At 61.9% G+C, this 15,172-nt stretch carries 10 protein-coding genes; 1 reads left to right on the forward strand and 9 read right to left on the reverse strand.

Going from position 1 to position 15,172, the window contains the following annotated elements; genetic code table 11:
- Positions 1-12: 12 nt before the first annotated feature.
- From CFBP4996_RS16005 to bcsN, 5 genes are all read right to left on the reverse strand, one after another.
- The gene (locus CFBP4996_RS16005) at positions 13-2,346 is read right to left on the reverse strand and encodes a cellulose synthase (protein ID WP_162936099.1); all 2,334 of its coding nucleotides are present in this window, start codon (positions 2,344-2,346) and stop codon (positions 13-15) included.
- Complete coding sequence (locus CFBP4996_RS16010) at positions 2,337-3,392, reverse strand: family 8 glycosyl hydrolase (RefSeq protein WP_080854566.1); 1,056 nt, start codon at positions 3,390-3,392, stop codon at positions 2,337-2,339. Before CFBP4996_RS16010 ends, CFBP4996_RS16005 begins: the two co-directional genes overlap by 10 nt.
- Entirely contained in the window at positions 3,389-5,902 is a 2,514-nt protein-coding gene (locus CFBP4996_RS16015) for a cellulose biosynthesis cyclic di-GMP-binding regulatory protein BcsB (protein WP_080854565.1), read from the reverse strand. Before CFBP4996_RS16015 ends, CFBP4996_RS16010 begins: the two co-directional genes overlap by 4 nt.
- Positions 5,899-8,088, reverse strand: a complete 2,190-nt coding sequence (gene bcsA, locus CFBP4996_RS16020) for a UDP-forming cellulose synthase catalytic subunit (RefSeq protein ID WP_065655596.1) — start codon at positions 8,086-8,088, stop codon at positions 5,899-5,901. Before bcsA ends, CFBP4996_RS16015 begins: the two co-directional genes overlap by 4 nt.
- Positions 8,089-8,182: 94 nt before the next feature.
- Complete coding sequence (gene bcsN / locus CFBP4996_RS16025; protein ID WP_080854902.1) at positions 8,183-9,091, reverse strand: cellulose biosynthesis protein BcsN; 909 nt, start codon at positions 9,089-9,091, stop codon at positions 8,183-8,185.
- Positions 9,092-9,524: 433 nt separating this feature from the next.
- Between bcsN and CFBP4996_RS16030 the strand changes: the two genes are divergently transcribed.
- Positions 9,525-10,709 carry an AGE family epimerase/isomerase gene (locus tag CFBP4996_RS16030; RefSeq protein WP_080854564.1) on the forward strand — a complete coding sequence of 395 codons (1,185 nt, stop codon included), beginning with the start codon at positions 9,525-9,527 and terminating at the stop codon, positions 10,707-10,709.
- Between the two features lie 50 nt (positions 10,710-10,759).
- Here the strand turns inward: CFBP4996_RS16030 and CFBP4996_RS16035 are convergent, their stop codons facing one another.
- Genes CFBP4996_RS16035 through galE form a run of 4 tightly spaced genes read right to left on the reverse strand, consistent with a single transcriptional unit; the run spans position 10,760 to position 15,171 of the window.
- Positions 10,760-11,722 carry a glycoside hydrolase family 26 protein gene (locus CFBP4996_RS16035; protein WP_003523822.1) on the reverse strand — a complete coding sequence of 321 codons (963 nt, stop codon included), beginning with the start codon at positions 11,720-11,722 and terminating at the stop codon, positions 10,760-10,762.
- A gap of 13 nt (positions 11,723-11,735) precedes the next feature.
- A complete protein-coding gene (locus CFBP4996_RS16040) occupies positions 11,736-12,239 on the reverse strand; it encodes a DUF995 domain-containing protein (RefSeq protein WP_080854901.1) in 504 nt (167 codons plus the stop codon).
- 14 nt (positions 12,240-12,253) lie between these two features.
- Entirely contained in the window at positions 12,254-14,191 is a 1,938-nt protein-coding gene (locus tag CFBP4996_RS16045) for a glycosyltransferase family 2 protein (protein WP_080854563.1), read from the reverse strand.
- Positions 14,188-15,171 carry a UDP-glucose 4-epimerase GalE gene (gene galE / locus CFBP4996_RS16050; protein WP_080854562.1) on the reverse strand — a complete coding sequence of 328 codons (984 nt, stop codon included), beginning with the start codon at positions 15,169-15,171 and terminating at the stop codon, positions 14,188-14,190. The genes CFBP4996_RS16045 and galE overlap by 4 nt, the downstream gene beginning before the upstream one ends.
- Position 15,172 lies beyond the last annotated feature (1 nt).

Below are 15,172 nucleotides of genomic sequence, written 5' to 3' on the forward strand. Positions count from 1 at the left end.
TCCAACCGCCCGTCAGCCGCCCTGGGGACCGTTGCTGGGCCGGGCGGCGCGCACCGCAGCCAGCCCCCGGATGCCATCCTTGTTTCCGATAGCCGTCAGGCTTTCGAAAATCTGGGCGGCCTCACCATAACGGCGCATGGCGAGGTAAGAATAACCGCGCAGCACCATCAGGTCCGTGCGCTCATCCGCCAGCCGCGCCCGCTGGTCGAGCAGGAGAAGCGTTTCGGCATATCGCTTCGACCCGAACGCGGAAACCGCTCGATCGGCAAGGATCGAGACCTGCAGTTCCGTCGCGCGTGGGCGATCCATACGCGATTTCGTCGCCGAGACGGCTGCATGGTCCGTCAAGCCCATGCGCAGATAGGCAAGGCTCTGGCCGTAGGCTGCATCGCTTTTGACATTGGACTGACCGCTTTCAATTGCGGATTCGAAAGCTTTGAGAGCCTCCGCCGGCCGGTTCGTCTCCATCAGGCACCAGCCGAGATCGAGCGCCTGCTGTGGCGGCAGACGTTGCGGATCGGGATAGGCCGCGCAGGAACGCGGGCGCGATGCGGCGCTGGTTTCCCTTTGCACCTGCGCGGGGCGGCGCGCCTGCTTGCGCGAAGGTTCAAGCTGCTGAACGACAGGCGGGTTATAGACCACCGCCGTCTCACCCTGCGGTGCACTGGTCTGCACGGGCGGCGCCGTCACCTGTGCGATAACCGGCGGCGCGGTTATGGGAGCAACCGCCTGCCCGGACTGGTCCACCATGCGCGCCGTTCCCACATCGGCGATACGTTGCGAACGGCCTCCCCATTGCTGCTGGATGCCACGCAGGCCGGCGAGATTGCGAAGATCGTGATAGCTGACCGCCATACCGTAGGCTGACGGCTCATCATCGGGTTTCCAGCCAAGGGCCGTGCTGAACCACTGTAAAGCAAGCGGCGTCTGCCGGAACGCAAGCGAATACCAGCCGAATTGCTGCGCCGTCGCCGCATCCTTGCGCGCCACCGTTTCGGCGGCGATACGTTGCAGCACCTCCGGCGGCAGAACGACCGGCGGCTCCAGCGCGAGAAGATTGGCCGTTGCGGCGAGATAGGTCGCAAGCGCATCGTCGGATGCCTTGCGCCATTTATACATGACGTCCTCGGCCTCACGCGGCTCGTTACGGTCGATCAGCGCCAGCGCCAGCCCCTGCGAGGCCGATGCGCTGTCTTCCTCTTCCCGCGCCTTGCGGAACCACTTCTCCGCCTCCGCCATGTTCTTCTGCCGGATATTGTACCAGCCGAGCAGCAGAGCGTCGCTTGCAAGCTTGTCGGTCTCGGCAAGCCGCTGAAGCCGCATCACATAGGCCGAGGGAACGGCGACGCCCTCCTTCTCCCCTGCCCTGGCCACGAACTGACGGGCGAGATCGTTCTTGACCGGCTCGAATTCCAGCTGACCGTCCGCACCGGGTTTTTCCCTGGTCAGCAGTTCGTCCATCATTTCCGCCGGCAAAAGCGCGGATGCCTTTTGCACGGTGGCAAGCCTGTCGCTTGCAACCGTGCAATTGTTGAGGATGTAGAGATAGGCGTCGCGCGCCCGTCCCATCCGGTCGGTATTGGCGAAAGCATCGGCAACCCGCCACAGCACATCGACCTCGCCGCAGGTCAGCAGGCCGGGATTATTGGCGGCCGTATCCACCACTGTCGCATATTGCTTGAGATCGGAAGCATTGACGAGCCGCTGGCGCGCTTCGGCAAGGGAAAGCATGCCCGTCAGATTGTCGGGCGGCTGCCAGCCGGCCTCCGCCTGCTGGCGGTCGGCAATCGCCTTTCTCACTTCGGCATAACGGCCGTCGGTATAAAGCTGCCACATGGCGTCGAGCCGAGGATCGCCGTTTTCGGGAATGGCGAGAGGATCGGCAGGCGGCGTCCAGTTGGGATAAAGCGTGCGCAGGCGCGCGATTTCGGCCTGAAGACGCTGCGTATCGCCCCTCGCCGCGAAATAGCGCAACGCACTCAGATCGACCTCGGGCATATCGGCCGATGCAGGCTGGGTGGCACGAGGGGCCGGCGCCTGCGCCGTCTGTGTTTGCGGCGCCTGTCCGCCAGCCTGCGTCACCGGCAAGGGGTCGGTCGCCGGCACCGTGACCGGCGGTGTCGCGGGCTGCGTTACCTGCGCCATTTCACGGTTCTTGACGAAAGCGTTGATCTGCGCCGGATTGGCCGCCGTCGGCAAAACACGCTGTGTCGCCCGGTTGTCGCCGACCGCGGAGGTATGCACGTCCGACACCCGCCCGAGAATGCTGTCGCGCCAGTGGAAGGCGGCGAGCGCTATCAGAAGCAGAATGAGAGCCGAGGTCGACAGTGGCTTGTTCATCGGCATTCCCCGTTATTCCTTGCCAGAAACGACAATGCCAGAAGATGCAATGTGGAAGGATAATAAAGTGTTGGCTGGAAGTTTTTAAGTTCGGCGGAAACGGCCGGCCCGCCGCCGACACAGGCCGCAAGCGCAGGAATGATACGATAACCGGGATCGGACAGGACATCCTTGACCGCTCCGCTCTTCAGATCGAAGGTTCCGGCAGCGCCGCTTTCCAGCGTCATGCCGCCTTTCAGTCGTGCGAGCAGCTCCGGCGACCCCATATTCGCCCTTGCGAGATAAAGCGGTATGCGCACCGCATTATAGCCGAATTCCGGCGGGAAGCCCGATGCCGGCTGTGGCTTCGTCTTCACCGACACCCAGTCGGCCGGCAGTTTTCTATCGCTGAAAGCGAATGTGCCGATCTGCGCCACACCGTCATCGGCAAGCGCTTTCCAAAGCGGCGACGGCGCAACAAGGTTGAGCACCGGAAAGGCCTCGAAAATCAGATAGGAAGCATTGACCACTGGCCCGTCCTCCCGGTCATCCTCGTCGAAACCGCTGGCCGCCGGCAGAAGCAGCGTTCGCCCACCGCGTTGCACCACCGTCTTCTTGAGAATGGCGGATGCGATGGCCGCAGATGCTTCGGCATAATCCTGCCGGTTCCATTGCCCGGCCGCCAGCGCCAGCGCATAGGCGATCAGGATATCGCCATCCGTGGCGTTGTTGATATCGGTTACATGCGGTCTGGTGCGCGGATCCCATTTCCAGGCTGAAAGCCCGTCGTCACGCACCAAAAGCTCCGTGCGCGTGAAACTCCAGATCAGTTCGAAATCGGACAGGTTATCGGCAAGCACGGCAAGCCACATGCCGTAGCCCTGGCCTTCGCTGTGGCTGATATTGCCGTTGCCGGTATCGATGACGCGGCCGCCGGGATCGAGAAACGCGCCTTTATAGGCGGACCACGCCTCCGGCGAAACCGAAGCGGCGCGGCTGACGGAAATACCTGCAATCACCGTCATCATGGACAGGAAGAAAATGCCGGCCAGTTTCGAGATCCCGTTCTTCATCGATGCCGTCCCATCATGCGCAGCATCGTGAAAGTGGCGAGGCCGAGGAGAGACACGAAACCGATGAACGCCAGCGAATAGGAAAGAACGTTGGAAGACAGCCAGTTGGCGGCGACCAGCCTCCAGTTGGAAAGGGAAAACGCCCGCGTGACGTAAAAATACGGCCGCTCCACCTCCACCGTTTCAAGCTTTTCGGCAGCGGCATCGTAAGCGGCAACACGTCCCGTGACACCGCGCCAGCGGTTTTCCCGCGTCATCGCAGCCATGCCGTCAAGAAGTTCCGCGGACGTCGGTGCAGTGGCAAGCGTCCACACCCCTTCACCGGAGGGGCTGAGCCCCTGGGCAAGCATGAAGGAGACATTGCTCGGCGGCGCATAAAGCTGTTCGGCGGCCGGCAGGAAGCGCAGCGTATCCGAACTCAGGTCGAAATTCCGCTTCATCCATTCCTCGAGAGAAGACACCTGCCCCTCCCAGACACCGCCGTCCACCCGCTCGCGCCAGTCGTTGAAAAGGGTCTCGCTGCTCTGGGCGGGCGGCTGAACGCCGGTTCCCATTTTCCAGGATATCTGGCTCGAAGGAACGAGATTGAACTGGCCGATCAATGCCTGCGGGAATTGCGAAATCGTGCCGACGAACAGCGCGTCGCGATCGCCGATCACCAGCGGCGAGGCGACAGTCTCGATGTCGATGGGATGTCCCGCCACGCTTGCCAGCCGGCTGATAAGCGTGGCTGCCGCAGACATGGTATCGGTGTCGAAGCGGTCGAGCGACAGGGCAACAGGCGCTCCGCCGGTCCGATAGGGCTGTCCGGCCCCCGCCATCGCGGCAAGATCCGGCTTGCGGCCGATCTGCGCATAGTCTGGAATATGAAGTTCCGACGTGTCGAACAATGCAAAACGCGGCGTCGTGCTGGCGGGCGCGCCCGGCGCGCAGGCCTGATCCTGCGCCGTCATCAACACTGCCTCGATGGTGACCTTGTTCGGCCCGGGCTTGAAATGACGCATCGTGACATTGATCGGCAGATGCCGGAAAATGCCGCCGCCATTGTTGGAAATCGGCACGGTCGAGGCGATCTGGTCATTGACGTAGATATCGACGTGGCTGCCCGGCAATACCTGCGACGAATAGGCGGCATCGAGGAGAAGCGACGCCTCACCATAGGCGGACGCATAAAAATCGGCTGGCATGCCGACGTAAAATTCGTTGCGGAAACGCCGGCCGCCAAATTCGATGCTTTCGAAACCAAGTTCGGAAAGCGCGATACGGCGATCCGACATGACGAGCGGCACATCCGGCGCATGCCAGCTTCGGGTCGAAAAAGTCGTTCTCTGCGCACCGGGTGTGCGCGATATCGACGAAAACAGCGTCTCAATTGCCGCCTGCACCGCCTGCGGGGTGGGCCCGCTGACGAAAAGCGGTGAAAGACCGCCCGGCGCGGCGGCGCCAAAACCGGCGAAAGCGCCCGCCGAAGCCTCGGGTGGCAGCGTTCCGGCAATTCCGGCAATCTCGCGGGCGGTGCCGACGAAGACCGTCAGCGTGCCCGCCTTGCGCTCCGCGGAAGGAGCGGCCACGAAACGGATCGTCTGGTTCGGCATCTGGGTTCTGAGCGCCAGCGCCTGTGAAAGGCGCAGGAGAGAATCCGCAAATGCCGGATTGCCGAGCGCCGGTGCGACAATCTCGATCGACGTCATCGCCTTTCCGTCCGGCCCCGTTGCCTGAATATCGTCGATATTGGCAAAGCTTCCGGCAACATCCGCATTAAAGCCGATATAGGTATTGGCAGGGTCTATATCGGTCCACAGATCGTAGGTGGACTGGATCGTGCAATCGGTCCTGTGGCGCTGCTGCACGCCCAGTCTCACGACATTCGAGCCGACCTGCAAGACGCCGGGCGGAATCTTCAAGGAAACATTGCCCTCGCTGTCGGGCGCTTCGATACGGGCCGGATCCAGCGCGACATTGTTCAGGCTGACCTGAAAATTCGAGCTTTCCGGCGCAACCACGATAGCGTTCTGATAACCGATATTGAGCGAAACGGCGGCGTTCACCTGCTCCGGCGTCAGATAGATGCTCCATTGCCGCCTATCCATCTCCCCGGAAAGGCTGAGCTTTTCATAGGGCAGGATGTATCGGCGGCGACTGTCGGCGTTGAGCGACGGAGCCCTTGCTGGAAGAGGTCTTGCGCCTTCCTGACGCGGAGGAGCCGCAACCGGCGGCGGCAACGGAACGGCTGGGCGCTGTTGCGGCTGCGGCGCGGGCTGAACCGCAAATGGCGGCGGGGCGGATGGCTGAGACGGCGTCTGGGCCGGAATTTGGGCCGGCATCTGGGCAGGTGGCTGCTGACGCGGCGCGGCAGGCGCAACGGCGGACGGCGGCACGGGTGTCGGAGCCGTCTGGGCGGGCCGTTCCGGCGACATGTCGAAGGGGGAGGACTGCGCCATCGCACCCGTGGCGACGGCCCCCCATATCAACATTGCCAGAGAATCCCGGATGGGTTTACGGCCGATCATTTTACCGCTCCGACAGGTTTGGCGTCTCTGGGAGCAGGCCGAAGCGTTCGGACCAGATAATAAAGGCCGCGCTGCGTCTGAAAGAGCGATATGGCCAGGAAGATGGCCGTGCCACGGATGAGGCCGGGGTTCTTGCGGCGCACCCGCTGGAATTCGCTCCACTGTTCCGAATTGGCGAAGATCAGGTCCGCGATCAGGCGGTGATCGACGGCGCGTTGCGGCGAGAAGGTGCAACCGATCGAGACGAAACCCTCGCCCTTCACCGTTCGCACCACGTTGACAGGCATGGTTTCCGGCACGCCCTCGCTGTGCGGCTTGACCTTGACGATTGCCGTCGCGCCTTTTTCGATGGTTGTCGCGCTGTCGAAGAGATTGATCAGCAGGCCATGCACCGACACGTTATCGATGGAAGCCGGCACCCAGGCGTCGCTACCCTCGAGCTTGACTTCGCAACGCCGTTTGACCGTGATGCGCCGCGACGCCGACTTGTCGCCGCGCTCGGAGACGACACCGAGCGCACAGCCCGCAAAGATGAGATTGAGCAGGTTCCAGCCGCCCACCACAAGCGTGACATCCGCCTTGTAAGGCTCGCTGTAGATGCGCCAGGCGGCAAAGGCCATCGCCACCAGCAGCAGCGCGAAAATGACGAAGAACGGCCGACTGATTTCCGAAAGGCGCGCCTCGGCAATGGATTCATCCTTCGCCGTCACCTTGAAGGTGGGCTTGCCGGGATTAAAAATCACCGAAACGACGGCGGGCAGGAGGTGAACCGTCTGCACATATTCGTAAAGTTCCGAAATCCACGGCCAGCGGAAGCTGCCGTAGAGATAGTTCTGCATCATCAGGTTCACGAGCATATAGGCCGCCGTATAGGCCAAAAACTCACCGCCCGAGGCCACGAAAATCTGCAGGTCGAAGAACAGGTAGAACAGCGGTGCGAACAGAAAGATGGTGCGCGGGAACGGAAACAGCCAGAACAGCGTCGACGACATGTAGCAGAGGCGCTGCGTAAACGAGAGACCACGCCGGAAAAGGGGCTGGCGGAAGATCAGGATCTGCATCATGCCCTGCGCCCAGCGGCTACGCTGGCCGATGAAGCTTGCGAAGGTGGCCGGCTGCAACCCGGCGATCAACGGCTTGTCGACATAGATGCTGTTCCAGCCGCGCGAATGCAGCGCCAGCGCCGTTTCGCAATCCTCCGTGATGCTGACGCCGCTGAAACCTTCGGTATCCTGCAACGCCTCGCGCCGCAGCACGGCGGCCGAGCCGCAGAAGAAGGCACCGTTCCATTTGTCGAGACCGCGCTGGATGATACCGTAGAACATCTCGTTTTCGCTCGGCATCGTCTCAAAGGTGCGCAGATTGCGCTCGATGGGATCGGGATTGACGAAGAAATGCGGCGTCTGCACCAGAAAGAGCCGTGGGTCTTCTTCGAAATAGCCAACCGTTTCCAGAAGGAAGTCGCGGGCGGGCGCGTGGTCGGCGTCGAACACGGTCACGAGCTCGCCGGTCGAATGGGCAAGCCCGTTATTGAGATTTCCGGCCTTGGCGTGGACGTTGCGCTCGCGCGTCAGATAGCGCACGTCGAGGTCCTCGCAGAGCTTCTTCAACTCCTCGTGGCGGCGCTGCGCCGCCTGCGCTTCAACGATATTGCTGGCGTTGCGCTTCTGCACCGAGCCGCCATCGTCCAGCAACCAGACGGTGAACCGGTCGGCCGGATAATCCATGTTCTTGGCCGCTGCGAGCGTATTGGCGAGAAGCTCCGCGTCCTCGTTATAGCTCGGCACGAAGACGTCGACCGTCGGCCGGTAATCGGGTGAACCGGGCCTCGTCTTGCGCGACGGCAGCGGCATCGACACGATGACGAGGCTGAGCGCCAGCATCACGACGCTGTACATTTCCGCCAGATAGAGCAGAAAGCCGGGAATGAAGTTCTCGAGCTGGTTGACGGGCGGCAACGTGCTGGTGGTGCGCCAGTAGACATAGCGCAGCACGATGGCCGTGCCGAAACCGAGCGCTACCAGACGCCAGGCCCCCTGCCCGTTGAAGCTCTTGATCGTCGCCAGCAGAATGAGCGAAATCGCCGTGGCGACCAGATGCGTCTGCAGGCTGACCGGCATCGTGACGATGGCCAGAACGCAAAGCGACACAAGTAACCAGACAATGATTGTGATGGCCTTGCTCATCCAGAAACTTTCCGTTGTCTTCCCCACCCGGAATTTCGGCCCGGAATTTTTGCGATCTGCGCCTTGGCGTGCTCTTTCCCGCTGGTTCCGGCGATCACCTGCATCCTGACGCCACCCCCGAACCGGACAGACATGCGGGTGACGGAATGGATACCTGCGGGACCTGCGACGGTTGCCGGCCGCTATCCGCCGGCACACCGTCCAGGCGCCTGCCCGCCACCGTGGGCTTTGCAGGCTGGAGGGGTGCGCCAGCCGATGCGGGCGACGGGATACTGACTGCAGCAACGGGTGGAAGCGGCTGCGGCTGCGGTTCCGGCTGGGCGGGCGGTGCAACGGCAGCCGTGCGACGAACGGGCCGGGGCGGCACGCTCGCGGTCACCTCGCCGCCGGGCCGCATCGGCACCTCATCCGTCTTTATGGGATAGACCGGATGGCCCGGCCGTCCGAGATTTTTATCCACCGCCTGCGGCGTGCCGTAAGGGTTCCAGCTGGGCGAGGCATAGGTGCCGGTGATCGTGTAATTATACATGACCGCCAGCAGCCGCTCGACGCTGGCGCCCGACTGGCAAAGGCGCAGCCGCACCTTGATGCGTCCGAGATTGCGGAAATCCTGCCGCATGCTTTCCGGCGAGCGTATGTCCTGCCAGCCATAAAGGCAGGTATCGTCGCCACGGCCGCTGCCGGCGGCATAGGAGAACGCGCCATAACCGTTCTGCAGGTAATTTGCCGACATGGCGATATTTTCGCCCGGAAACTCGGCGCGGATTTCCCGCGCGACGGAAGATGCCCTGAAACCGGAAAAAGCCAAGGCATCGCCACCGGTATCGCCGGCCTGTTGCGGACCGAAAAACTCGGCCTTGATGTAGTTCTGCCCGGGCGTGACGGCCTCGGAGCGCAAGATGACCTGCTGCGCCACGGCGTTGGAATAGGTGCGGTTGACCACGGTCACGATTTCGGGACCACCGGGCGGCGGGAAAACCAGCGCCTCGGAAGGGGACAGCATCTGGGGTCCCCCGAAGGACCGAACGCCCGCGGGAGTATTGCAGCCCGACAGAACCGCAATGGAGAACAGCAATGAAGTATAGGCAGAAAAATTCACTGCCTTACGCCCCTTTATTTCCCCAACGCCGCCCAGGTTAAAAGGAGACCGAATCACTAATGACCAGACCATTGTTACGAAATACGTGAGGACTACGAATAAGCAATCTCAAATTTGCGTTGTAATTTCTGACACTTTATGGCTAGCGAATCACCGTTGCCGCCCCATGTTCGCCATGGAAGAAGGTGGAACCAATCGCGCTGCCGGGGGTTGGCTTCCTGTCAGGTCGATAATTTTACGGTTGCAGCGCAATATGTCCCATGGTCTACTTGCCTCCATAATGACGTATTTTTATTGGTCCGCTTTTTATTCAACTGTAAAAACAGAGAGTTGACGCATGACATTGCCATTTCCGAGCATCGCGCAGACGCTTGCCGAGGAGATCGGAAGATTACGCAAATGGCTGGATGAGGACGCCCTGCCCCTGTGGTGGGAGGCGGGTTCGGCGCGGCCGGATGGCGGCTTTTACGAGCGTCTCGGCCAGGATGCGAAACCGGTTTTTTCCGATGACCGCCGCGCCCGTGTGCAGCCGCGCCAGGCCTATTGTTTCGCCGCCGCCGGTCAGCATGGCTGGCAGGGACCGTGGAAAGACGCGCTCCTACACGGGCTTTCCTGGTTCGAGAAGGTCTATCGCCTTGAAAACGGCCTTTATGGCAACCTTGCCGACCAGACCGGCCGGCTGATCGATCCCTCCTTCGATCTCTACAATCAGGCCTTTGCGCTGTTCGCCGCCGCACAGGCCGCCGCAAGCCTTCCCGAGCGCCGGGACGAGATGCGCGGTCGGGCGCTCGATATCCTCGCCATCCTCGAACGCGACTACAGACATCCGGTCGCCGGCTTCGAGGAAGCGAACCCGCCGCGCACGCCGCTCTGCTCCAATCCGCACATGCATCTCTTTGAGGCGATGCTGGCCTGGGAGGTGCAGGACCCGGACGGCCCGTGGTCGGCGCTGGCCGACGAGATCGCCGATCTTGCGCTTAACCGCTTCATCGATGGCGGCAATGGCGGTTTGCGCGAATTCTTCGCCCATGACTGGACACCGCATGACAGCGACAAAGGCCGGATCATGGAACCGGGCCACCAGTTCGAATGGGCCTGGCTTCTGGTGCGCTGGGGCAGCCTGCGTGGAAACGATGAAGCGATCGGCAAGGCAAAACGGCTGTTCGAGATCGGCGAGGCCTACGGCATCTGCCGGCGCCGCAAGGTGGCGGTGATGAGCCTCTACGACGATTTTTCGGTGCATGACGGGCTGGCGCGGTTATGGCCGCAGACGGAATGGCTGAAGGCTTCGGTGCGGCTTGCGAGCGTCACGAACGGCGAGGAGCGTCAGCGTTACCTCGCCTCCGGTCTCAGCGCCATCGGCGCGCTGCAGCCTTTCCTCGACACACCGGTCAAGGGCCTGTGGTTCGACAAATGGCCGGCCGACAGGCCGATGCTCGACGAGCCGGCGCCGGCAAGCACGTTTTATCACATCGTCTGCGCCATATATGAGGCGGAGGCCGTGCTGGCGGCGGCCAGCTAATATTGGACCGCCGGCGAGCGGCCTCGCCGCTCGCCGGTTTTCGGCGTCGATCAGGCCTTGGCCGGGCGCACGACGCGCCAGTCCGGTCTGCCGAGATTGTGCGGCCAGGCATGAACATCCTTGTCGTTGAAATAGACGACCTCTTCCAGCTTCGGAAAATCCGCCTGTTTCAGCGTCACGTCATTCATCCACGGACGAACATAGGAATCGCCGCCTTCATAACCCAGTTCGGCAACCCAGACCGGCTTGTTGAAGGTTTCGACAAGTCCATAGCCCTTGCGCAGCAGATCGGTGAAGGTCTTCGGTCCGCCATATTCGATCTTGTCGTATTCCTCAAGACCGAAGACCGAGAGGCCGACCAGATCGGCGTAGCTGTCGCCTGGGTAGTAGGCCTGCAGACCGTCCAGACCTTTCGGTGACCACATCACCTTGACGCTGGGAACCGCCTTGCGGGTCATGTCCACCATGCGTTTATACGCCGTGATGTAATCACGCGGGTTCCAGCCCGACCACGAGAAGCGGCCGGACGTGTCTTCCATTTCCTGTCCCCAGCGCAGGATCAGCGGACTTTTCATCGCCGACATGCGTGCGGCGATCGCCTGCATGTTCTGGTCGTAGTCGCCTCTCATCACCTTGCGGCGCAACTCGTCGGAGGTGAGCCGCCAGTTAACGTCCCAGGACCAGGGTTCGACCGTGATCAGCACGTTGCGCTTGCGCTCCAGAGCGTAGGCATCCGCAAGTGCGAGACTGTCGAGATCCACGTCTTCCCAGGGCAGGAACAGATGTTCCGACGCCACCCCGGTCTGGGCCGTGAAATCGCCGTGCGGATCGTAGGCACCGAAACGGATGCCGTCCGCATGCAATGTCGGTCTTTTGTCGGCAAGTGTCTTCATGCCCGTCGACGTCATGGGGGCGACACCCTGTGCGTCGAGCTTGAGCACCGGATACATGCCGGCGGTAAAGGCTGCGGCGGCACCACCTGCGAACAGAAGTTTTCTTCTTGTTATCTGCATGACACCTTACTCCCTACCTTGTTGCCGTCATCGCCTTGTCGTAAGCGGCGATCTGCGGCGTGACATCGTCCTTGCGGACGAGCTTGAGGAATTCATCGCCAGGGCGTGGCGGGTTGTGCCGGAACACGTACCATGGCCCGCCCTGCTTGCGCTGGTAGAGCACTTTGCCAATGCGGCCATGGTCGAAGCAGGTATCGGCCTTGCCGTTTCCTGCAGCGCTTTTCCAGGTGGCGCGCATGCACAGGGTGCCGTTGGCATCGACGGTCCAGCGGCCTTCACCGATGGACTTCTTGCCCTTTTCTTCCGTTGCGGCGATGAATTTGCGGTCTAGGGCGATGAAGCGTCCACCGCCCGTTTCCCATTTCCAGGTCTTGTCGAAGTACATGTCCACGACTTCGCTGGTTCTGAGCGGTTTCGGCGTCTTCGTGCCGCCTGCAGCGTGGACCGCGCTTGGCACGACCACCGCAAGACAGAGTACGAAAGCGGAGAATCCGCATTTGCTTATTGTTGTTTTCATCACAGCCTCCTCCTTCATTGTCCGACCCTATTGTCGGCCAGCATGATCTCTCCGGTCGCCACCGCCGGCGGCGGCGCCACGATGGGTTCCGCCTGCATTTCCTGCGGTCCGCGCAGTCCCGGTACGGTAATGCGCAGTTTCAGACGCACCGATCTCGCACCTTCCACGCCCGCACCGGCGACAGTGAACCGCGTTTCGGTAAAACTGACATAGGGCTGCCCGTGCGACAGGGCCTCCAGCCCGCCGATCGCATGGGAGCTGAGCTGTACGGCACTGCCCGCCACCAGCAGCAATGAACAGGCGGCGGCAGTCGCTCCCCCGCGCAATGCCGGCAGCCTTGGCAAGCCGTTTTCCATCGCATGGCGGATGAGCAGAAATACCGAAAGGCCGGCATAGATCGCCACATTGATGGCGGCGAAGACGAAGAAGCCCTCCGCCCCGTTTTCACGCGGCGCCAGAACCATGGCCACGAGGCTGAGTGCCGCCAGAAGAATGTAAGGCGCGACGACCCTCAGCGGCAGCGGCGGTTTTGCCTGCGTGCCCTTGGGAGTGATGCGGAAATCGACGAAATCGCCACGGATCGTGTCGCGTATCGCCGCCAGCACGCCCATCAGCGACCAGGGCCAGCGCAGGAACAGAAATACCATGGCCTCCCAGCTGAAGAGCTTCGCATCATGCGGGCGGAACGCGCCCGTTGCCCGCCAGAAGAAGGCAAACACGATCATGATCAGCGAAACCGGCAGGAAATGCGCCAGAAACGCCGGATAGGATGCGTTCACCAGCACATCGCCGCGCATCAGCGCAACGGCGGGAAGCACGAACATCAGCGCCATGAAGCCGGAAAACAGCGGATACCAGAGCTGCGAAAACAGGAACTGGAACTTCAGCCTCGACGGCAGCTTCGGCACGTAGTGCCTTGAATATTGCAGCAGAATGGTCATCAGGCTGCGCGACCACTGGAATTCCTGCACGATGAGATCGGCAAAGGTCACCGGCCCGTCGCCATGGGCGATGGCGTTGACGGCGTGAACGCCGCGCCAGCCGCCGGCGTTCATCAGAAGCGTGGTGGAATGATCCTCGGCAAGCTCCGGCCCAAGGCCGCCGACCTTTCGCAGGGCTTTCGTGCGCACGGCATAATGCGAGCCGATGCAGAGCGGCGCCCAGCCATTATTGTAACCCAGTTGCAGCGCGCCATGCAGGCTCGCCTCGGCGTAAAGCCTGCCGCGCGCGGCCCAGCTTTCACCGGCATTGGCGTCGCAGATGCTCGGGGCCGAAACATATCCAACCTTCGGATCGGCAAAGGGACGGACGATCTCGCGCAGATAATCCGGTTCCGGCACGTGATCCGCATCGAACTGGGCAACGAAATCATAACGCTCGTAACCGTAGTGATCGTAGAAATAAGCGAGATTGCCTTCCTTGCAGCGTGTGCGCCGCGGCCAGGTCTTGCGATGATACTCCGCAACACCCTGTCGGGTGGAAACGAAAACGCCATGCGCGCCACACCATTTCAGCGTTTCCGCATCCGGTGCCTCATCGGCAAGCCAGACGTCGAATTCCAGGCCCTTCTGTTCGAGCATGGCCAGCAGCGTCTTCTGCACCACCGCGAAAGGTTCCGACGGCGCCTTGGTGACGACCATCGCCACCCTGCCCCGTGGCAGAGGGGAGCGCCGGTCGACAACCTTCGCGTTCATAAAGATGAAGATGAAATAGGATGGCAGAAGCGTGATCCACGCGAGCGTCATCGTAACGACGGTATAATAGGGCCAGTCGATGACACGATCGCGATCGAGCCACCAGATCCAGAAATAGGCGAGCGTCACCAGCCAGCCGCCAATGCCGAGAAGATAGGCCGTGCGGTTCCAGCCGGCAAAGACCGGCAGCATCCGCAAATCGCTGGCGACTGCGACTGCCCGGGCCGATGGAACGGAAGGGGTGGAATGGGCTTTCATGACCGCACCTCCAGTCCGAAACCGGGACCTGCCGTCCGGATGATGGTGTCGATATCCGAACGCTTCGGGATAAAGCCGAGCGTCTCTTCCGCACGTTTGATATCCGCAAACAGGGCTGGCGGATCGCCGGCGCGCCTTGCGCCGAAATGGACCGGAACTTCCTGCCCCGTCACGCGGTGGATCGCCCGGATGATATCCCCGACCGATGTACCGTGACCGGAACCGAGATTGACGCGCAGCGTCTCTCCGCCCTCGGCAAGATAATTGACGGCAGCCACATGGGCATCGGCCAGATCGCTGACATGGATGTAATCGCGAATGCAAGTGCCGTCGCTGGTGTCGTAATCCGCCCCGAAGACATCCAGTTGTGGCAGCCTTGCGGCAGCCGCCATCAATGCCCGCGGGATCAGATGGGTTTCAGGCTCATGGCGCTCGTAAAGCTCACCGTCCGGGTCGGCCCCGGCGGCATTGAAATAACGCAGCGCCACGAAACGCAGACCGTAGGCAGCGGCATAATCATCGAGCGCCATTTCGAAGATCAGCTTCGTGCGCCCGTAAGGATTGACCGGCATTTGCGCCGTTTCCTCACGGATGGGCAATTGCGGCGGCACGCCATAGGTGGCGCAGCTGGAAGAAAACACCAGCCCGCCGATATTCTGGTCGAGACAGGCATCCAGCAGCGCAAGACTGCCGCCGACATTGTTGCGATAATATTTGCGTGGATCCTCGACGGACTCACCGACATAGGCATTGGCGGCGCAATGGATGACGAAGGCCGGCGAGAACTCCCTGAGCGTGGCTTTCAAAAGGCCACGATCCAGAATGTCGCCCTCGATGAAGGGACCCCAGCGAACCGAATCCGCGTGACCCGTCGAGAGATTGTCGTAAGCGATGGGCTTGAAGCCGGATTGGGCCAGCGCCTTGCAGATGTGGCTGCCTATGAATCCGGCCCCGCCCGTGACGAGGATTGTGCGGGGCATC

It is taken from the genome of Agrobacterium leguminum, from assembly GCF_005144435.2.
Classification (GTDB): Bacteria; Pseudomonadota; Alphaproteobacteria; order Rhizobiales; family Rhizobiaceae; genus Agrobacterium; species Agrobacterium leguminum.